Raw genomic sequence first — 20,049 nt, forward strand, 5'->3', positions numbered from 1 at the left:
TCATCCTCGGGGCTATCGATGTCCGCACGCCGTTGGGGGTCAATGGGGGTGTCAGTTCGGCGACTGGGGGCGCATCAGAATGACTCGTGGAGTTGTCCTCGCACACGACTATGCGACGCAGCGTGGCGGCGCGGAGCGTGTGGCCCTCATGCTGGCCCGGGCGTTCCCGGGCTCGCCCATGTACACGACGTTGTACGACCCGAAGGGAACCTTCCCCGACTTCGGCGAGATCGACCTGCGCACGAGCGGTCTCGACCGCCTCTCCCTCCTGCGCCGCAGCCACCGGCTGGCCCTGCCCCTGCTCGCGCCGGCGGTCAGCTCGCAGAAGGTGGTGGGCGACGTCCTCGTGGCCAGCTCCACCGGCTGGGCACACGGGTACCGCGGCGCCACGCACACGGTGGTGTACTGCCACGCGCCTGCCCGCTGGCTCTACCAGCGCGAGCGCTACCTCGGCTCGCACAGTAACCCCGGCCTGGCCGGGCGCGCCACCCACATGGTCTCCGCCGCGGCGCTGGGGGGGCTCTCGGGGCGCCTGCGCCGGTGGGACGCCCGCGCGGCCGCGCACGCCGACCTCTACCTCGCCAACTCCACGGTCACCCAGCGGGCGATCGCCGAGACGTACGGCATCGAGGCGCAGGTCCTCTCCCCGCCGCCGGCCCTCATGCCCGCCGGCGGCGAGCGCGCCGTGCCGGGCATCGAGCCCGGTTTCGTGCTCTGCGTGGCACGGCTCATGCCGTACAAGAACGTCGACGCCGTCATCGCCGCTGTCAACTCCCTGCCCGACGTCCACCTCGTCGTGGTCGGCGCCGGGCCCGACCGGCCACGGCTGGAGGCCATGGCCGGCGAGCGCGTCCACCTCCTGGGCCGGGTCGACGACGACGAGCTGCGCTGGCTCTACCGCAACAGCGCCGCGCTCGCGGCCGCGTCGTACGAGGACTACGGCCTCTCCCCGCTCGAGGCCGGTGCCTTCGGCAAGCCCTCGGTCGTGCTCCGCGACGGCGGCTACCTCGACACGGTCGTCGAGGGCCGCAACGGCGTGTTCTTCGACGCCCCCCGGGCCGACGCCATCGCCGACGCCCTCGTCGAGGCCCTCGAGCGCCCCTGGGACCGCCGCCTCATCGAGATGCACGTGGCGCACTTCGGCATCGAGAGCTTCAACCACCGGCTGCGCCTGGCCGTCGGGACGTTCCTGCCGCAGTCGCTCACCGCGTCCCAGGCCGGCGGGAACCACCTCGCGACGTCGCTCGGCGCCGACGAGCCCATGGCCGCGCGGATCGCGGAGAAGCGCGTCTCGCGCGCGCGGCACCGAGCGGCGGCCTGATGACCCGGCGACCCGCCACGGCCGACCCACCGGGCGGCCTGCTCCTCGCGCAGCCGGACGGACCGCTCCTGGACGGGCGGGACCAGGGCGCGCCCGGCGACCACCACGCACCTGCCGACGGCGCACCTGACGTCCGCCGCACGCGCCGGGTACTGGTCGCCGTCGCCGCGCTCGTCGCGGTCCTCGGCGTGGTGCTCGTCGGTGCGGTCGTGACCGTCCAGCAGCGGGTGGGTGAGGCGGTGGAGTGGCTCGACGACCCGTTCCTCGCCCTGCCCTCCCGGCCGCCGGCGGCCGGCCAGCAGGCCCCGGACCCGGCCAAGGGCTCCACCGCCGTTGTCGCGACCGGTGCACCGCTGACCGCGCTGATCCTCGGCTCGGACAGCCGGATCTCGGCGGGCGACCCGGACCAGTGGGCCTACGGCGCCCAGCGCACCGACGCGATCATGCTCGCCCAGCTCTCCGGCGACCGGGAGAACCTCACCGTGATGTCGCTCCCGCGCGACTCCTGGGTCGACGTCCCGGGGTACGGGCAGGCGAAGCTCAACGCCGCGTTCTCCTGGGGCGGACCGACCCTGATGATCCAGACCGTCGAGCAGCTCACCGGCGTGCGGGTGGACCACTTCGCCGTCGCCGACTTCGAGTCGTTCTCCCGCCTGACCGACGCCCTCGGCGGTGTCGAGCTCACCCTGCCCGAGGGCCTGGACACCCGCGGGCAGGTGTACCCGCCCGGGACGCACGTGCTCGACGGCGAAGCGGCCCTGGCCTACACGCGTGAGCGGTACGGCCTGCCCGGCGGCGACTTCGACCGGGTCCAGCGCCAGCAGAACTGGCTGCGGGCGATCGTGGAGTCGGCGGTGGACGAGAACGTCCTCGCCAACCCGGTGCGCACGGCAGGGCTGGTCACCGTCGTGGCGGAGTCCCTCGCCGTCGACGGGGGGCTGGGCGTGGACCAGATGCGCGCCATCGCCCTGGACCTGGGCGGCATGGAGCGCGATGACGTCCTGTTCGTCACCGCACCGCACCTGGGGACCGGGTGGAGCCCGGACGGCACCCAGTCCATCGTCCGGCTCGACGACGCCCGGCTCGCCGAGGTCTCCCGCGCCTTCGCGGAGGACCGGGTGGCCGAGCTCCTCCGGACCCGGCCCGACCTGGCCACCGTGCTCGGCGAGGAGGTGCGGTGACCGTGCGCGCGCGCGAGATCGTCGACCTCCTCGCCGGAGAGTCTCCCGCCCGGCGCCGCCGTCACCCGAGCGGGCTGCGCCTGGTCCAGGGCAGCCTCTTGGCGCCGTCCCCCGAGCCCGCGGCGGGTACCGGCCGGCACCGCGCCACGGTCGAGGAGGACGTGGCGGCGGGCCGCGCCCCGGCGAGCCCGGCCGTCGCCGGCCCGGTCGCCAGCCCCACCGCAGCCGGCCGGCTCGCCGGCCCGCCCGCCGGTCCCGTGCTCGAGGGCCCGTCCGTGACGGCACCGGTCGACGAGCCGCAGCCCGCGGTCGTAGCCCCAGCGCCTGACGCCCACGTCTCGCTGGCCCCCCTGACTCCCGGTCCCCAGGCCGGGAAAGGCGTGGCGCCGTCGTTTCCTTCCCCCAGGGACGACGGCGCCACTCCGCCTTGGTACGGCAGGTACCGCGCCGTCCTCCTCGTCGTCGACGCCGCGATGGTCACCCTCACCCTCCTCGCCGCCCAGTTCGCCCGGTTCGGAGTGCGCGGTGCGCAGGGCCGCGTGTTCGTGGCGGGTGAGCTGTTCTCGTACGCCGTCGTCGGCGCCGCCTTCGCCGCGGTGTGGATGCTGGCTCTGTCCGCGAACGAGTCCCGCAACCGCCGGGTGGTCGGGGCCGGGCTGGAGGAGTACCGCAAGGTCGTGACCGGCACCTTCACCGCCTTCGGGATCGTCGCGATCGGCTCCTACCTCCTCCAGATCGAGCTCTCCCGCGTCTACTTCGCCGTCGCGTTCCCGCTGGGGCTCGTCTTCGTCCTCCTCGGCCGGCTCGCCCTGCGGATCCACCTCGGTGCGCGACGGCGGCAGGGCCGGCACATGACCGGCGTGGTCGTCGTGGGCAGCCGTCCCGAGATCCGCCGGGCGCTGGACGAGCTGCGCCGCAACCCCGAGGCCGGCTACCGCGCCGTCGCCGTCTCGATCGTCGACGCCAAGGACGACGCGGACCGCCACGACGGTCTGCCGCACGTCCCGAGGCGGAACCTGCGCGCCTTCGTCGACACCCCGGCGGTGGGCGCCGTCGTCGTCGCCGGCGGTCTGCCCCGCATGGACATCCGGCTGCTCGCCTGGGAGCTGGAGAACACCCACGTCGAGCTCATGCTCGTCTCCCAGCTCACCGACGTCGCCGGGCCGCGGGTCCACGCCAGCCCCGCGCACAACCTCCCGATGGTCCACGTGGACCTCCCCCAGTACTCCGGGTTCAACCACCTGGCCAAGCGGGCGCTCGACGTCGTCGTCGCCTCGCTGATCCTCACGGTCATGGCCCCCGTGCTCGCCCTCGTGGCCCTTGCCATCAAGCTCGAGGACGGCGGCCCGGTGATTTTCCGGCAGCTGCGGGTGGGGCAGAACGGCGAGATGTTCACCATGCACAAGCTCCGCTCGATGGCCCTCGACGCCGAGGAGCGCCTCGCGGAGCTTCGCGGCCACGACGACGGCAACGGCGTGCTGTTCAAGATGCGGCACGACCCGCGGGTCACCCGGGTGGGCCGGTTCATCCGGCGGTTCTCCCTCGACGAGTTCCCCCAGTTCTTCGACGTCCTCCTCGGGCGCATGTCCGTGGTCGGACCTCGGCCGCCGCTGCCCAGCGAGGTCGAGGGCTACGCCGGGCACGTGCGCCGGCGCCTGCTCACCAAGCCGGGCATCACCGGCCTGTGGCAGGTCAGTGGCCGCTCGGACCTGTCCTGGGAGGACGGCGTCCGGCTGGACCTGGCGTACGTGGAGAACTGGTCGGTCGCCGGTGACCTCATCATCATCCTCAAGACCGCCAAGGCCGTCATCAGCGCCCGCGGCGCCTACTGAGGCGGTGGTGGCCGCGGTCGGGGTCACGTGGCCACACCGGATCGTCCGGACCGATCGGCGCCGCCGAAGGCCACCGGCGTGCGAGGATGTCCCGCGTGGGTCAGCGGCTCGTGGTGGTGGCATCGACGTTCCCCGCGAACGCGGAGGACCCCGTACCCGCCTTCGTGCGGGACCAGGTCGAAGCCATGCATCGTCTCGACCCGAGCCTGGAGATCCACGTCCTCGCCCCGCACGACCCGCGCTCGCGCACCCACCGGTTCACCCGGCACGAGCACTTCTTCGAGCACCGCTTCCACTACTTCTGGCCGTGGCAGGCGGAGCGGCTCGCGGGCCGGGGCATCCTGCCGGCGCTGCAGGAGAACCGGCTGCTGTACGTGCTCGTGCCGTTCTTCTTCGTCGGGGAGCTCGTGGCGTTGGTCCGGTTGATCCGCCGCGTCCGCCCCGAGCTCGTCTACGCCCACTGGTTCACCCCGCAGGGGTTGACCGCCTGCTGGGCGTGCGTGCTCACGGGTGCGCCGTTCGTCTTCACCACCCACGCCGCCGACGTCGCCGTGTGGCACAAGGTGCCGGTGCTCGGCCCGCGAGTGGTGCGCTGGCACGCGCGGCGGGCGCGGGCGGTCACCGCGGTGAGCCGGCGTTCGCTCGAACGGCTCGGCGGGTTCTTCCCCGCGGATGAGTGGGACCGGCGGTCGGCCGACGTGCCGATCCTGCCGATGGGGGTGGACACGGTGCCGGTGCTCGCCGGCGGAACGACGGCAGTGGAGGCGCCGGCCGCCTCTGCCTCCTTCCCGTCGACCGACGACGTCCCGCCGACGATCCTCTTCCTCGGCCGGCTCGCCGAGAAGAAGGGGGTCGCCTACCTCCTCGAGGCTTTCGCGGAGGCGCGCGGGTCGCTGACCGGGTGGCGCCTCGTCGTCGCCGGCGACGGGTCGTTGCTGCCGGACCTGCAGGAGCTGGCCAGGAGCCTCGGGCTGGACGACGCGGTCGAGTTCACCGGCTACGTCACCGGCGCTCGCAAGACCCAGCTCCTCGCCGCGGCGAGCGTCCACGTCGTGCCGTCGATCATCACGGACACCGGGGACGCCGAGGGACTGCCCGTCTCCCTGCTCGAGGGGCTCGCGCACGGGCGGACGTGCGTCGCGACCGCCGAGAGCGGCGCGGACGACATCCTCGTCGACGGCGTCAACGGCTTCCTCGTGCCGCACCGCGACGCCGGCGCGCTCGGCCGGGCGCTCGTGCGTGCGGCGACGATGCCGGACGCCGAGCGGGCAGCGATGAGCGCGGAGGCCGTCGCCACCGCGGCGGCGTTCGCGTGGCCGGAGGTCGCCGGGCGGTACCTGGCGTGGCTCTTCCCAGAGCGGGCAGCGACGACGGCGGCGGCGACGGCGGCGACGACGACGACGGTCTAGATCTGGGCGATGGCGCGCACCATCTCGAACGAGACGTCCGCAAGACCGAGGAGCACACCGCCTGCCCAGGCGATCTCGAGCCAGGGCCGCCACCGCGGGTGTCGCTCGGCGGCATCCTCCAGGGCGACCCGCACGGCACCGACCAGCAACACCCAAGACAGGCCGTGGAAGCGCGTCCGGACGACCTGCGTGCCCAGCACCAGCCAGTGCACCCAGGCAGTGGCACCGAGGAGGGTGAACCGCCGTAGCACCGTCCCGCGCCGCCACAGCACGTACGCCAGGGCCGGGACGAGGAGCAGCTGGACCACGAGGGAGGTGCGCCCGCCCCACGGCTCCTGGCTCCCGACGAGACCGGTGACGAGGGGCATGACCGGCACGAGCAGCTGGTCGGTACGCGACGGCAGCCGCGAGAGGACGTCCACGCTGGGCGTCGCTCCGAGCGCAGGGTCCACGAGGTACCCGGTGATCAGCCACTGCCGCACCGACCAGAACCCCAGGGTGAGAACCGCCGTCGCCCCGAGCACCAGCCACTGCCGTACCACGGTGCGGTAGGCCCCGGCCGGACGGTGGGCCTCGGCCCACCAGCGGAGCAGCAGTGCGAGCCCGACGGCGCCCGCCGCGGCGGCGGACGTCGGCTTGATGCTGATGGCCACGGCAAGCAGGACCGACGTCGCCACGAGGCCGGTCGTCAGGGTGCGTCCAGCGGTCCGGACGCCGGTCGGGCCTGCCCGGACGGTCGCTGCCAGGGTGCCGGCCGGCGCTGCGGTCGCCAGGGCCAGGGCGACCGCCGCGGCGGCGAAGGCGCTCGCGGCGGTGTCGTTGTAGGCCGTGTAGGCCTGGTCCCACACCACCGGCATCGCCATGGCCGCGGCGGCGACCGCCCCGGTGGCGCGCACGCCCATGACGCGGGCGGCCCCGGCGGCGGCGAGCCCGAGGGCCGGCAGGGTCAGCAGGTGCAGCAGGTGCGCGGCCACGTACGAGCCCTGCGTCGCGGCCGCGGTATAGACGATCTCCATGAACGGGAAGCCGTCCACGTGCTTGTAGGGACTGTCGTTCCAGCTCCCTGCCGCGGCCCACTCCACCGGCGCAGCCCAGTGGTACTCCAGCTCGTCGATCCGCAGTGGGGGCGCCAGGGCCGCGATGGCCGCCACACCCAGCCCGGCGGCGACCGCGAGCACCGGGACCGGCGTGAGCCGGACCTGGGCCCTCGCGCCCACGACGAGCTCCGCGAGGAGGACGCCGACCGGCCGACGCGCGGCCACCGCCGTGACCGTCCCGGCAGCGGCCAGACCGAACGGGAGCCAGGCGCCGAGAAGTCCGACATGGCCGACCAGCAACGTCGCGATCCCCACCACGGCCAGACCGGCGAGAGGGACGAGCGCGGCCCGGGTGACCGTCGGGACGTGAAGTCGCTCGCGCAGTCCGGCGACGACGGCGAGTCCGAGCGCAACCACGGCTCCGACGAGCAGGACCGCCGTTCCCAGCTGACCGATCACGACAGGCCTGCCCAGACGGCGGCGTGACCCGCGGCGCTGCGTTCCCACGTGAACTCCGCTGCACGCTCCCGACCGCGGGCGACGAGCCCGTCCACGGCCGTGTCGCCCGACACCGCCCAGAGGATGCCCTCGGCGATCTCCGCCGGCGTCGGCTCGACGAGGATGCCGCCGTCGCCGACCACCTCCGGCAGCGAGGAGGTCCGCGCCGCGACGACCGGCACCCGCGCCGCCATCGCCTCGAGCGCCGGCAGGCCGAAGCCCTCGTAGAGGGACGGCACCACCACGGCGGCTGCGCCGGCGAGCAGCCCGGCGATGACGTCGTCAGGAACCCGGCCGACCTGCCGGACACCCGCGAGGTCCCGGAAGAGGTCGTCCCGGCGCGGGTGCGGCGGGCCGGTGAGGACGAGCGTGAGGTCCGGCCGGCTGCTGCGGACCGACGGCCACGCGGCAGCGAGCCCCTCGAGGTTCTTCCGCCGGGACGCCCCGCCGGCGTGGAGCACGTAGGGCCCGGTGATGCCGAGCCGGGCGAGCTGCTCGGATGGCGCGGGGGTGGCGTCGAGGTAGCGGTCGTCGACGCCGTTGTGGACGACGGTGGGGTCGACGACTCCGAGGAGCTCGACCGCCTCGGCCGCGGAGAAGCGGGACACGCAGATGACCGCGGCCGCCCGCCGGATCTCCTCGGGCGCAGCCGCGACGGGTGCAGACTCGTCCGGGAACCGCCACGCGACGACGTCGTGGAGGGTGACGACGTCGACGGGCGCTGGGGGCAGCTCGAGAGTCATGCGGTGCACGACGGCCCCGCGCGGGTACAGCGCGGCCCCCGCGAGCCGACGTGTCCGGACTCCGGCGCGGCTGAGTGGGCCCATGGGCAGGCGCCGGTTGCCCGGCAGGGTCGAGCGCATGGACCTGGCCACGAGCCGCGAGACCCGCCAGGCGTCCGGCGGTCGGCCGGGCGCCGCCCCATCGGCCGTCCCGGCGTCCGCTGCGGCTGTCACGCCCGCCAGCGCGGACACGGCCCGGGCCGCTATCTCCTCCTGGTAGACCTGCGCCCCCATCGGCGCGCCGACGGCGGTCGTGGCCAGGACGAGCTGCGGCATGTCGAGAGCCTAGGGCTCAGCGGGACGCAGGGTGGGGGATCGCGTGCTCCGCACGACCCAGGGCGCGTGGAACAGCCACGGAGCGCGGCGCAGGGCCCGCAGGGCCAGCAGCGGGCCCACCACGCCCGCCGCGGTCCCGAGCACGAGCTGGACGCGGGGATCCGCGAGCCCGAGAGCGACGAGCACCGCTCGGGTCCCTGCTGTGAAGAGGATATGCATGAGGAAGATGGGCAGGGACCGGGCACCGATGTGGCTAAGCCATCCCGAGACAGTTGAGAACCGCGCGACAATCGCCGACAGCGCGAGGAGACCTCCCACTCCCGCGGTGGTAGCGACCAGACCCTGAGCCACGGTGCGGGCCGTCCTGGCCGGATCGTTCATGGTCGGCGCCGTCGGGTCGCCCACCCCGGCGATCGCCACGAGCACTGCACCGCCACAGAGCGCCACGAGAGCCGGACGTAAGGGGGGCAGCGCGGCGACGACCCCGCTGAAGCGTGCGCGGGTGATCCATGCGCCCGCGGCGAAGAACATCAGGAGCGCGGCACCCCGCTCCCAGACGTAGGCGCCGTCGACGCCCCACCCCGCGAGGCTGACCGCCATCACGGCGAGGGTGGCCACCACCCGAGCCGGACCACCTCGCCACGGCGAGACGAGAGCCGCGGTGGTGACCGCGACCACCAGGAGCGGCAGGAACCACAGGTGCGCGATGGGGACCCACAACGTGAGCACCTCGAGCCAGGTGGTCCGGCCGTTGCGCAAGGAGCTGGCAGCGATCTCGAACGCCCCCTGGATCAGGGTCCAGAGCACGAAGAGGTAGAGAAGCTCCGGCACCCGTCTCCGGAGATATCTCGCCGCCCCATCGCGGTCGACGCCCGCCGGCAGCAGGAGGCCGGTGAGCAGCGCGAACATCGGAAGGTGCACGAGATAGAGCAAGAGCCCCAGGTCCGACCACGCCCCGGCGCCAGGAGCGATGCCGGCCGACTGCAGCCCACGTAGCGCGTGCCCTGCCACGACCGCCACCATGGCGAGGCCGCGCGCGACGTCGATCGTGCGGTCGCGCCCCGTGGTCATCGGGTCAGTATCCCAATGTGAAGCTGCGCTCGTGGGTGCATCAATCCGTCATGTGCGGACGGGGTTCTCCCTATGCTGGCAGCACCCGCACGGGCAGATGGGACAGGGGGAGATGATGCGCCGCCCTCGCCGCGTTGCGCTCGTCTCGAGCTCGTTCGCCCCGTACGTCGGCGGGGTGGAGGAGCACACTCTCCACGTCGCGCAGGAGCTGAGATCGGCCGGGCATCAGGTGGCCGTCTGGACGGTCGACCGCGGGGAGTCGCTGGGCACCAGGTTCGTCGACGGGCTGGAGGTGCGCTACCTGCCCTGTCCCCAACCGGCGGGCTCCATCGGCGCCGTTCTCCGGTTTCTCGGCACCGCACCTGGCGCCGCCCTCCGGTGGCTGCGTGCGTGGCGGGACCTACGGCCAGAGGTCCTCCACGTCCAGTGCTTCGGACCGAACGGCCTGTACGCGCTTGCGCTGCACCTGGTCGCCCGGGTGCCCCTCGTGGTGAGCTCCCACGGCGAGACGTTCGCCGACGACCACGATGTGTTCTCGCGGTCCCGGTTGCTCCGGACAGGCCTCATCCGGTCGCTCCGGTCCGCCTCGGCGGTCACCGGCTGCTCCCGACTCGTCGTCGACGACCTCGCGGAACGATTCGGCGCCTGGGGCGGCGTCGTCGTCCCCAACGGCGTCGACCTCGACGGCCCCGGGCCAGGGCCGCGGCCGGGCGATGCGCCGCGTCCCGCTGTTGACCAGCTCCCGACCGTGTTCGCCGTCGGGCGGGTCGAGCGTGCCAAGGGTTTCGACCTGCTGCTTGACGCCTTTGCCCGGCTCCAGACCCCGGCTCGGCTCGTCATCGGCGGGGACGGCAGTGAGCTCCGCGCCCTCCAGGTTGGGGTGGACGCCCGCGGCCTGAGGAGCCTGGTGGAGCTGCCGGGGCGACTCAACTCCGACGAGGTCGCCCGGCAGATGACGTCCGCCGCCGTCGTCGTCGTGCCGAGCCGCCAGGAGGCGTTCGGCATCGTCGTGCTCGAGGCCTGGCGCGCCGGCACCCCTCTCGTCGCCACGAGCCTCGGCGGGCCGGGCGACCTCGTCGAGGACGGGGTCGACGGCCTCGTCGTCGACCCGACCGACCCGGCCGCCCTCGCAAATGCGATCGACTCGGTCCTGCGGGACCCGGCACTCGGACGACGTCTGTCCGGGCGGGGCTCCGAACGTGTTCACGCCTACACCTGGACCCGCACGCGCGAGCTGTACGAAGCGATCTACGACCGTGTCCTCGCACCCTCCCGATCGCCGCGCCCCCGCCCTCGGCGATCGATCCACTGGGGGCGCCGATGGTCCTGAGTCCTGCCCTGCGTTCGTTCGTCGACTACTCCGGCACGGGTCGGCGACGAGCGCGCGCGCTGAGGCGGGCGGCCGGCGTTGCTCTGACACCGGCGATGTACCCGAGGGGCCCGGTCGTTCCCACGTACTGGTGGGACATGCATCCCAACTTCGGCGACGAGATGACGCCGTGGCTCCTCCCGCACTTCGGGATCGCTCCGGTCCACCGAGCCCCGTCCCGGGCTCGGCTCGTCGGTGTGGGCAGCATCCTTGAGCACCTCCCGACGGACTTCGCGGGCGTCGTGTGGGGCAGCGGCCTCATCGACGACCGCCCGAGGCCCCTGCCGAACGCCACCGTCGTGGCCGTGCGTGGCGCGCTCACTCGCGAACACCTCGGCGTGCCTTCGACCACCGTGCTCGGCGACCCAGCGCTGCTCGTCTCTCGACTGATCCCACGCCCGAGGGTCCGCTGGCGGCTCGGTCTCGTGCCGCATGGTCACCACCGAGACCACCCCAACTTTCTCGCCCCGGCGAAGAACTTCCCTGCCGAGGTCCGCGTGATCAACGTCCACGACCGGCCCGCCCGGACGGTGCGGAGGATCGCAGCCTGCGACGCGATCCTCACCACCTCGCTCCACGGCCTGGTCGTCGCCGATGCGTACGGCATACCAGCTGCGTGGACCGTGCTGCAGCCGGCTCTCTCCGGCGGGGACTTCAAGTTCCGCGACTACGAGACAGTGGTGACACCGAGCGCCACCCGCCGGTACGACTTTCGGCCCGGCGAAACCCTTACTCAGCTCGCGGCGCGCACCCGCCGCGCCGACGCCGCCGCCGTCGCCGTCGCCATGCAGGGGCTGGACGCCTCCGTCGGCACCCTGCACGACATTTTCGCGGGCGAGGTGCGGCGTCCGTTCAGCGCGGCAGTCGACCTCTTGAGCGCCTCCGCGTCGCGACGGGGGCCGTCATAGTCCGCCCCACATTCAGACCGCACCCCCAGCGCGCAGGAGGGACCGGGCTCGGCGCACCACCGCTTGGCCACCGGGGAGCACCGCGCGGAGGCGTGCCACCGGGTTCCGCGGCGTGGGGGGCACGCCGAACTCAACAGCGATCGCCGTGCTGACCGGTCGACCGAACCCACCCATGCTGATCCCGGAGTGGTTCTCCCCTGTGCCCACCGTGTACAGGGCGCCCGGGAACGGCAGAGGCGCCAGGGGCGTCCCGGCCGCCGCGAGTCGGTCGGCGGCGTACACGTGGGAGCCCAGCAGGTCGCGCAGGCGGTCCCCGAAGGCTGCCGTGAGCTCGTCCTGGGACACGGAGCACGGATCGAGCATCGGCGCCTCGAACAGGTCTGCTCGAATGATGTGGGACGTGCCGCAGTGTCGATAGAAGTCGGGCTGGGGTCGGACGGACCGGCGAGGGGGGCAGTAGCGCCACCCGTTCTGGACGTACCACCCCGGGGCTGTGTGGTGACGATTCACGTACGCCGCTATCCGCCTGCTCACGTAGTCGTCCGCGTCGAACGCCATGACGTGAGAGGGGTTGTGGCGGATGACCTCGAGCAGACCGACGGCGAGCTTCGTGCCCTTGTCGAGGAGAACGGCCTCACGCCCGGTTTGCGGTCCGGCCACGGCCGAGGGTGGGGGAAAGTCCACGCGGACGAACGTGACCTGCGCGGGGACCGGGAACCCGGGTGGCTGGTTGCCGACCACGACGACGTGGAACTCCGTCGAACTCTGTGCACACACCGAGCGCAGGCTCGCCAACGCCAGCGCCTCGACGCGCGAGTAGTCCGAGGCGTTGAGCGGGTGCCGCAGCGACGTGATGAACCCGATCATGGTTGAAAACTACTGCCGACAATGCAACTCGGTGCGCCCATCGACCGGTCTAGGACGCGATATCTTGACCCGATGGTCGACGTGCGTCGTGCTGTCACGGCCAGGCTCGGGGAATGGACCTGGAAGGCTATGCGCCCCCTTCGCCGGGGCACTCGCACGGTGCAACTCGTACCAGAGCGAGGTGTGGGCTTCGGCAACTTTCTCTACCTGCTCTTCGACGCCCACCGCCGCCGATCCCTCGGGGACGGTTACCGCGTCCTGCGCCCCAGAGCGATGGAGCCCTGGCTCACGGCATTCCCGGCTCTGCGTCCCCTTTCCATTGACCGAACCGAGATGGGCCGATGCGACCGGCAGCTGGGGTGGGGATTCGAGCTGCACAACCGCTTCGGCCTGGACTTCAACCGCGAGCAGCTGCAAGCCTTTGTGAGAAGCACCTTGATCGCAGGACTCTCCGGGCGCGTCGGCGACGGCGAGGAAAACACTGTGACCCTCAACATTCGCCGGGGCGACTACTACGCAGTGCCCTACTTTCGTGGAACGCACTCCATGGACACTCCCGCCTACATCGAGGTTGCCCTCGATGAGGCCATCCGCACGGGAGGACGTGCGACGTCGCTCGTCGTCGTGTCCGACGGGCTGGACTGGTGCCGTTCGCGGCTCGACGGCCTACTGCACTCCTTCGCCCCGTCGGTGCTCTATGCCGAAGGATCTCCCTTAGAGAACTTCCGCACCGTCGCGACGGCTCGCCGCCTCATCGGGACGAACTCAACCTTCTCCTACTGGGGGGCCTACGTGAACGATGTCCTCCACGGTCCGACCGCTCAGGTGATCATGCCTCGGTTCCACGCCCGCGTGGGCAACGACCATCGGGCTTACCAGCTCGACCCCCGCTGGACGATCATCGAGGACATCCCCGGCGGGTGGAACTCCTGATTAGGCCGCCGACCAGCCACCGGGCAGGTCTCGCACCACGTCCCACCGCACGTCGAGCTGGAAGGCGCGACCACCGTTGACGGCCCTGGAGTGGAAGCCCGGCATGACGACATGGGCGCGCGCACCGTGGAGGACCGTCGCTACGTACCCCGCCCAGTACGAGAACGTCGAGTTCGCCCCGATGAGCCGGCGAGCGCTCGCGACGGCGCGGAAGTGGTCCAGCGGTGTCGCGGCCGGAGAGATGAAACGGACCTCGGGCACCATTGCGCGAAGCCGGTCGCCGAGATTCTCTCGGCACCACGCCACGTCATCCGAGACGACAAGGATGGTGCGAACCGGCTCTCGGGCATTGATCCTTCGCAGTGCCTCGTCCATGTAGGTTTCGAGGTTGAAGCCGTAGGACCGGCGGAACTCGGGGATGGCGTAGTAGTCACCGCGACGGACGTTAAGGACGACGGGATCGTCCGTTCCGCCGTCATCAACCTCACGCGCGTCCGGCATCAGCGGCGACCCGAGAATCATGTCTTCGATGAACACCTTGAGGTCGGACGGCCCGAAATCCTCTCCGAACCGCTGGAACTGGGAGGTGGGAGGCCACTCCCGCCGATCCCACGGACGCACCGCTTCCCGTTGTGTCGTCAGCTCATCGCGCACGGCCGGCAAGACCTCCAGCCAAGGCTGGATGTGGTCCCGCGTGAGGACGAGGTAGGTCTCTCCCCGTCGCCGCCGCATGTCCGCGTGCAGCCAGTAGTATAGGAAGTTGCCGAACCTGGGGCCGGGGTCCGGTGTCAGCAGTACCAAGCGCCGGCCCCGTCGGACGGTTCGCGTGACCAGCGGCTTGAGCGCCCCGAACCTGTTCTGGACAGGGGTCATGACGCGAGCGTAGTCAGTTACCGAGCATGCCCCGACTACTGCGCGGCGGCTCGAGGCGGTCCGTCGGAGAGCACTGCGCGGATCCGTCGGGATGCGTCGTCCGCACGCCTCGGCGGAAGAGGTCTCAGGCCCGCAGCGGACGGGAGTACCGCCAGGCCCCAGACGACTCCGACGAGGGTGACGCCGAGACGCTGCGCGATACGCCCGGGGCCGCCCGCGGACAGGACGTCGCGGAACTGTCCTGCGATCCATCTCCAGAGCAGCGGGGATGCGCCCCCTGCGTGGCGGGCGAGCAGCACCACGTGGTTGCGGCGCCCGTAGAGCTTGTAGCGCGTGTCGAACCGGGCCCCCTTCACGTGCGGCGCCGGACGGTGGTCGACCACCGCACCTGGGACGAAGACCACGCGTCCGCCCAGCGCGCCGACCCTGAGGAACATGTCGGTGTCCTCACGCAGTGCGGTCCCCGGGTAGTCGTCCCGAAAGCCCCCCAGCTCGGCCAGCGCCGTCCGTCGGAACGACATGTTGGCGCCGATCCCGTGGTCGACCTCCACGGGGCCGGGCAGAGCCGCCGCGAACCCTGCCGTCAGTCGGCCGTTCGGCAGGAGCCGGCCGACCGGCTGGTGGTAGCTCTCCTCCCCGGGCAGTCCGTTGCACGTGCGTCCGGAGACAGCCTGCACCGTGGGGTCGAGGAAGGCTGCTCGCAGGGCGGCGGCCCAGCCCGGCCGGACCACCACGTCGTCGTCGAGGAACGCCACGACGTCACCACGGACATGGATGAGCGCCTCGTTGCGTGAGCGAGTCATCCACCCCGCCAGCCCCGGGTCGTGGACGTAGGTCGCGCCCGGAAAGCTCGACTCGACGAGTTCGTGGCTGGAGGCCACGGAGGCGTCCACGACGACCACGTCCTCGAGGTCCGGCCGTTCGTCGGCGAGGCTGCGCAGACAGCGCACCAGGAAGTCAGGACGTTCGTACGTCACGACGCAGACGCCGAGCGTGGGTACCTGCTGGTCACCGATGCGCATCACCCCACCGTAGAGAAGTCCAGCCAGTGCGGTGGAGTGCTTGGGACGCCGTGACCGCGGAGGCCCGGACGGCCGCGGCCGCGGGCGCGGGCCGACCCGCCCACCGGAGCTCGGCCGCGAACGTCCTCGCATCCCGCGCTCGCAGCGCGCCAGCCGTCCCGTGCAGCGCCTCGACCGCCGACGCCTTGAGGAACCGCCTCAGGTTCTCCCTGAGAAGCAGTGCGGCTGCGACGTCCTCGCGGTCGAGCGCGCGCCCGATCTGCGCCCGGAGCATCCGCTCCGTGGACTGCCGTCCGGCGAGAGCTCCCGGAGCGGAGACGTTGCCTGCATGACGGCGGTACCCGACCAGGGCGTCGTCGAGGGAGAGGAACTCGCCGACTTGCGCGAGACGCAGGGTGAAGTCGTTGTCCTCTGCCAGTGACAGGGTCTCGTCGAACCCTCCGACCCTCTCGCAGATGTCACGTCGGACAAGCAGTGTCACGATCCGGGGCAGCGGCTCCTCGCCGCTCAGGTAGCGCCGTGACAGGGCCTGCCGGGCGCGCCATCCTTCGCCGAACGGCTGACCTTCCGCGTCGATGTACCACCCGGCGCTGTGGACCGCGACGTGGTGCGGGGCCGCCTCCCACGCACGAACCTGACGCTCCAACCGGTCAGGACGCCAGATGTCGTCGTCGTCGAGGAAGGCCACGAGCGGAGCGACGCCCTCCGCAAGCCCGCGGTTTCGCGCCGCCGAGACACCGCCGGACCGCTGGTGCACCACCCGGGCGCCGGGGACGCCCGCGACCACAAGGTCCAAGGCGCTAGGGTCGGGGCTACCGTCGTCGACAACGACCACGCGCCAGTGCGGCCACGTCTGCGCCTTGACGGATGCAAGTGACTCTCGGAGATACGCGTGGTTGCGGTTGGTCGCGACGACGACGTCCACCTGGGTATCGGGCACATCTACCTCACTCGAACCGGACGCGTCGAGGCTATCGGTACGGTCCCGCCCTCGGGCAGCGATGACCGGGGATATGGTCGGCTCGTGAAGCGGCACGCGTACGTCTTGGCAGGCGACCCCGCCTGGCTCGGCCACAGCGTCGGTTCCTACTACCCCTTCGTCGACCGGATCATCGTCTCGTACGACCGCCGCGGCCTGTCCTGGTCCGGCCACCCGATGTCGGTGTCCCAAGCGCTCGAACGCGTGCGCTGGCTCGACCGCGACGCCAAGGTGGTGCTCCTCCCGGGCGACCACTCCGATCCCGACCGCCCGGTCCTCCAGGTCGAGACCGAGCAGCGCCAACGTGCGCTCGACGCTGCCGGCGAGGGCGCAGACTGGGTGCTTCAGCTCGACACGGACGAGGTCCCCCTCAACATGACGTCGTTGCTCGGTGCGATCGACAGTGCGCACCGGACGGGCGCAGACGGTCTTGACTACCCGCTTCGCGACCTTTATCAGCAGGTCAGCGGGGGTCAGTTCCTCGAGCGGTGCGGCAGACTCTGGACGTCACAGGCGTCGTTCCCCGGTCCGGTCGCGGTCCGTGCCGGCACCCGGCTGTCGCACTGCCGCCAGGCCGAGGTCCCCTTGTTCCGGGTGGACTTCGCGGCGCACAACACGGATCCGTGGCACCCTGCCCGCGCTCGGGTGGACGCCGTCGTGGAGAAGGACAAGGGCATCGCACACCTGAGCTGGGTCCGATCGGCCGAGCAGATGAGGGAGAAGGCAACGACGTCCGGGTACGCCTCGCAGATCGACTGGCCGGTCGAGCTCCGTCGTTGGGAGTGGCGGCGCCGGCACCCGCTGCTCACGGTCGTGACAACTCCACTCCAGGCCAGGCGATCTCGCTTCCGTCTGACCTTCCTGCCGGTGCCCGGCTGATGCGCCGAGGCGCGGCACGGACGGCGCGGCGCGCGATGGGTTACCTCTCCACCGCAGCTCTTTATCCGCGCAGTCCGACCGTCCGGACGTACTGGTGGGACGAGGTGCCGAACTTCGGCGACCAGCTCACGCCATACCTGCTTGCTCGCTACGGCGTGGCTGCCCTACCAGCGGGCCCGTCCGACTGCGACCTCGTCGGCATCGGCTCACTCCTGCAAACCATGCCGACAGGTTTCTCCGGCACGATCTGGGGGTCGGGGAGCCTCACAGCCGAGGTGCCCTCCCTTCCGCGCGCCACGATCATCGGCCTCCGCGGCGAGCTGACCCGCTCGGCGCTCGGGGGTCCTGAGGTCATTGCCCTCGGCGATCCGGCGCTGCTCGTGGCGCGAGTGCTGCAACGCCCCTACCCCCGTTACGACCTGGGCATCGTGCCCAACTTCGCCCACAAGGCGGACCGGGCGATCACCGCTCTCGCGGCGAACGACGCAGGCGTACGCGTGAAGGTCATCGACCCGCAGCAGCACCCAGCGAAGGTCGTCCGGGAGATCGCGTCGTGCCGCGCGGTTGTCACCTCCTCGCTGCACGGCCTGATCGTCGCCGATGCGTACGGTGTCCCCGCGGCCTGGACCCTCCTCGAGCCAACTTGGGACGGGGCGGATCACAAGTTCCTCGATCATGAGTCCGTGGCCATGCCGAGCACGTCACGAAGGGTCGATCTCAGCCCGACCACGTCCGCAAGAACCGCGGCAGGATGGACACAGCGAGCGAACCGGCGCGCGGTCGACCACGCCATCGACCAGCTGCACAGATCTGTTCCTTCACTGGTCGCGGCGACCCCGCACCGGGTCGCCAGCCCGTGGTCGCTCGCCCTTCACTTACCGGGCCTGGTGCGACCCGGAAGTCAGACCTGACGGTTCACCGGAGCGCTCGAGCGGGGCAAGGGATCCCAGCTCGACGAGATGGGCGAACTCGGCATTGGCAGCGCGGACGTCATCGAAGGATCCTGTGGTCTGGACCCGCCCGTCCTTGAGGAAGACGATCTGGTCCGAAAGACGGACGGTCGAGAGGCGGTGGGCGACGATGACGACGGTGACCTCACCGTGCAGGGCGCGAATGGTTCCGCTGATCCTGCTCTCTGTCTCGTTGTCCAACGCTGACGTCGCCTCGTCGAGCACGAGGAGTGCTGGTCGACGATAGAGCGCACGAGCGATGCCGACCCGCTGGCGCTGCCCGCCCGAGAGCCGTGTGCCTTTCTCGCCAACTGGTGTGTCGAGGCCGGCCGACAGTCCTCGGACCACGTCCTCGAGCTGCGCCTTCTGGACCGCCTCCCAGAGCAACACCTCGTCGATGTCCTCGCGCTCCTGGTCGAACGCGATGTTCTCGGCCAGGGTGGCGTCCAGGATATAGACGTCCTGGGGCACGTACCCGAGGTTCATCTGCCAGCGCTCTTTCCTTCCCAGGATCGGAGTGCCGTCCACCGTGACCTCTCCCTCGCGCGGATCATGCAGTCCGAGGACCACGTCGACAAGGGTCGTCTTCCCGGCTCCACTGCCGCCCACGAGGGCCATCGACGTCCCGCGGGGAACCTCGATACTGACCCGGTCGAGTACATCGACGTCGCTCTCCGGGTAGCGGAACGACACATCCGAGACCCTGAGGACGTCACGGAAGGGAAGCCGCGGTCCTTCCTCCTCCACCCGGCTGTCCGCGAGCGCTCGGGCAGCGAGCACCTCTGTGTGCACCAGCTCAAGAGCCCGGCCGCCGACCTTGATGCCACTCAGACTCCCGAGCAGTCCGGACACCGACGGAAGGATCCGGAAGCCCGCGGCGACGAAAAGCGCCAGCAGGCCCACGACGCTTCCTCCGGGACCGCTTGTCGGCACCGCCATGCTCACCATGAGCATGAGTCCGACGGCGAGGATGAAAAGGATCTCGAGGATGTAGCGCGGGAGGCCGTTGAGGAAGCCGGCGACACGTCCGGCCTGCGCCGAGCGGGTGGCTGCACGACGGTAGTTGTCGACGAAGTGCTCCTGGGTTCCCCGGATGTTGAGCTCCTTGATCCCGCCCAGCGCCGCCAGGGCCGTCCGCCAGCTGACAAGTGAGGCCTCCGTCATGGCCACGCCCGCGGCGATGGCGCGCGGCTTGATCACGCGCGAGTAGATCGCACCCGCCACGCCGAAATATGCCACCACGGCGAGGGTGGGCAACGGTGCGATGACGGTCAGGGCGACCACGATGGCCACGATCGCCACAGAGCTGGAGACGGAGTGCATCAAACCGTTGACAGTATTGGCGAAGAGCCAGGACACAGACTCGTTCATCGTGCGCAGGAGCTCCGCCGAACTCCTGCGGGAGACATGTGTGTAGGGCGACGTCGTGAAGTGCCGGAGCAGCCGCGCCGAGGTCTTGACACGCTCGAGCGCTAGGAATCCAGACAACCACCACGTAAATGCCATCGAGCCCAAGTCCTTCAGGACGAACAGTCCGACGACCGCAGCGGTCAGGGTGACCATGAGGGTGCGCTGATCGTCAGTCCCGAGGAAGTCCGCCACGGCGGCCACTGCGCCGGAATCCGTGCCGGCACCGGTGGCGAGGTCGACGAGCGGGAGCACCATGGCAATGGCCGCCGTGTCCAGCGTCGCGATCAACATCGAGACCGCCGTCGCGAGCACGAGCTTCAGTTTGGTCCGGCGGTCGAACACGTCATTGAGCTTGCGGAGAAGGTCACGCAACGCCTGTCCTCACCTTCGGTCTCCTCAGCCCAGCCGCCCTTTGGGACCGTTTGTGCCCGCTCACGTCCACGGTCGACCTT

Annotated in this window: 17 protein-coding genes; 9 read left to right on the forward strand and 8 right to left on the reverse strand. The window is 71.3% G+C overall.

Going from position 1 to position 20,049, the window contains the following annotated elements; all coding sequences use genetic code 11:
* Window positions 1-148: 148 nt before the first annotated feature.
* The 4 genes from EDD32_RS04050 (at window position 149) to EDD32_RS04065 (ending at window position 5,743) form a co-directional block, all read left to right on the forward strand.
* Window positions 149-1,321: a glycosyltransferase gene (locus tag EDD32_RS04050; RefSeq protein WP_246006244.1), complete on the forward strand. Its 1,173-nt coding sequence runs from the start codon at window positions 149-151 to the stop codon at window positions 1,319-1,321.
* Window positions 1,321-2,502, forward strand: coding sequence for an LCP family protein (locus tag EDD32_RS04055; protein ID WP_123914854.1), 1,182 nt, complete (start codon window positions 1,321-1,323; stop codon window positions 2,500-2,502). Before EDD32_RS04050 ends, EDD32_RS04055 begins: the two co-directional genes overlap by 1 nt.
* The gene (locus EDD32_RS04060; protein WP_123914857.1) at window positions 2,499-4,334 is read left to right on the forward strand and encodes a sugar transferase; all 1,836 of its coding nucleotides are present in this window, start codon (window positions 2,499-2,501) and stop codon (window positions 4,332-4,334) included. Before EDD32_RS04055 ends, EDD32_RS04060 begins: the two co-directional genes overlap by 4 nt.
* Window positions 4,335-4,429: 95 nt before the next feature.
* The gene (locus EDD32_RS04065; protein WP_170175199.1) at window positions 4,430-5,743 is read left to right on the forward strand and encodes a glycosyltransferase; all 1,314 of its coding nucleotides are present in this window, start codon (window positions 4,430-4,432) and stop codon (window positions 5,741-5,743) included.
* Here EDD32_RS04065 and EDD32_RS04070 read toward each other — a convergent pair.
* From EDD32_RS04070 to EDD32_RS04080, 3 genes are read right to left on the reverse strand one after another with little or no spacing between them, the layout of a single operon-like run.
* Window positions 5,740-7,239, reverse strand: coding sequence for a hypothetical protein (locus tag EDD32_RS04070; protein ID WP_123914863.1), 1,500 nt, complete (start codon window positions 7,237-7,239; stop codon window positions 5,740-5,742). The two genes, EDD32_RS04065 and EDD32_RS04070, sit on opposite strands and share 4 nt — an antisense overlap.
* Window positions 7,236-8,336 (reverse strand): glycosyltransferase family 4 protein, encoded by a 1,101-nt coding sequence (locus EDD32_RS04075; protein WP_123914866.1) that lies wholly within the window; start codon window positions 8,334-8,336, stop codon window positions 7,236-7,238. Before EDD32_RS04075 ends, EDD32_RS04070 begins: the two co-directional genes overlap by 4 nt.
* 9 nt (window positions 8,337-8,345) lie before the next feature.
* On the reverse strand, window positions 8,346-9,407 hold the full coding sequence (locus EDD32_RS04080) for an acyltransferase family protein (RefSeq protein ID WP_123914869.1): 1,062 nt from the start codon (window positions 9,405-9,407) through the stop codon (window positions 8,346-8,348).
* 115 nt (window positions 9,408-9,522) lie between these two features.
* Between EDD32_RS04080 and EDD32_RS04085 the strand changes: the two genes are divergently transcribed.
* Complete coding sequence (locus EDD32_RS04085; RefSeq protein ID WP_211338718.1) at window positions 9,523-10,737, forward strand: glycosyltransferase family 4 protein; 1,215 nt, start codon at window positions 9,523-9,525, stop codon at window positions 10,735-10,737.
* Window positions 10,738-10,874: 137 nt separating this feature from the next.
* Window positions 10,875-11,684 (forward strand): polysaccharide pyruvyl transferase family protein, encoded by an 810-nt coding sequence (locus EDD32_RS04090; protein ID WP_170175201.1) that lies wholly within the window; start codon window positions 10,875-10,877, stop codon window positions 11,682-11,684.
* Window positions 11,685-11,696: 12 nt separating this feature from the next.
* Here the strand turns inward: EDD32_RS04090 and EDD32_RS04095 are convergent, their stop codons facing one another.
* Window positions 11,697-12,551 (reverse strand): glycosyltransferase family 2 protein, encoded by an 855-nt coding sequence (locus EDD32_RS04095; RefSeq protein WP_123914878.1) that lies wholly within the window; start codon window positions 12,549-12,551, stop codon window positions 11,697-11,699.
* 183 nt (window positions 12,552-12,734) lie between these two features.
* Between EDD32_RS04095 and EDD32_RS04100 the strand changes: the two genes are divergently transcribed.
* Window positions 12,735-13,484 (forward strand): alpha-1,2-fucosyltransferase, encoded by a 750-nt coding sequence (locus EDD32_RS04100; protein ID WP_211338719.1) that lies wholly within the window; start codon window positions 12,735-12,737, stop codon window positions 13,482-13,484.
* Here the strand turns inward: EDD32_RS04100 and EDD32_RS04105 are convergent, their stop codons facing one another.
* Genes EDD32_RS04105 through EDD32_RS04115 form a run of 3 tightly spaced genes read right to left on the reverse strand, consistent with a single transcriptional unit; the run spans window position 13,485 to window position 16,304 of the window.
* Window positions 13,485-14,357 carry an alpha-1,2-fucosyltransferase gene (locus tag EDD32_RS04105; protein WP_170175203.1) on the reverse strand — a complete coding sequence of 291 codons (873 nt, stop codon included), beginning with the start codon at window positions 14,355-14,357 and terminating at the stop codon, window positions 13,485-13,487.
* A gap of 35 nt (window positions 14,358-14,392) precedes the next feature.
* Window positions 14,393-15,379 carry a glycosyltransferase family 2 protein gene (locus tag EDD32_RS04110; protein WP_170175204.1) on the reverse strand — a complete coding sequence of 329 codons (987 nt, stop codon included), beginning with the start codon at window positions 15,377-15,379 and terminating at the stop codon, window positions 14,393-14,395.
* The gene (locus tag EDD32_RS04115; protein ID WP_170175205.1) at window positions 15,366-16,304 is read right to left on the reverse strand and encodes a glycosyltransferase; all 939 of its coding nucleotides are present in this window, start codon (window positions 16,302-16,304) and stop codon (window positions 15,366-15,368) included. Before EDD32_RS04115 ends, EDD32_RS04110 begins: the two co-directional genes overlap by 14 nt.
* A gap of 99 nt (window positions 16,305-16,403) precedes the next feature.
* On the opposite strand from EDD32_RS04115, the gene EDD32_RS18730 reads away from it, so the two are divergent.
* Together EDD32_RS18730 and EDD32_RS04125 are read left to right on the forward strand one after the other, a co-directional pair.
* Window positions 16,404-17,237, forward strand: coding sequence for a hypothetical protein (locus EDD32_RS18730; RefSeq protein WP_170175206.1), 834 nt, complete (start codon window positions 16,404-16,406; stop codon window positions 17,235-17,237).
* 35 nt (window positions 17,238-17,272) lie between these two features.
* The gene (locus tag EDD32_RS04125) at window positions 17,273-18,148 is read left to right on the forward strand and encodes a polysaccharide pyruvyl transferase family protein (protein ID WP_170175207.1); all 876 of its coding nucleotides are present in this window, start codon (window positions 17,273-17,275) and stop codon (window positions 18,146-18,148) included.
* On the opposite strand, the gene EDD32_RS04130 is transcribed toward EDD32_RS04125, so the two are convergent.
* A complete protein-coding gene (locus EDD32_RS04130) occupies window positions 18,113-19,969 on the reverse strand; it encodes an ABC transporter ATP-binding protein (protein WP_123914899.1) in 1,857 nt (618 codons plus the stop codon). The genes EDD32_RS04125 and EDD32_RS04130 overlap by 36 nt on opposite strands.
* Window positions 19,970-20,049: the final 80 nt, after the last annotated feature.

Origin of the sequence: Georgenia muralis (assembly GCF_003814705.1) — a bacterium.
Classification (GTDB): domain Bacteria; phylum Actinomycetota; class Actinomycetes; order Actinomycetales; family Actinomycetaceae; genus Georgenia; species Georgenia muralis.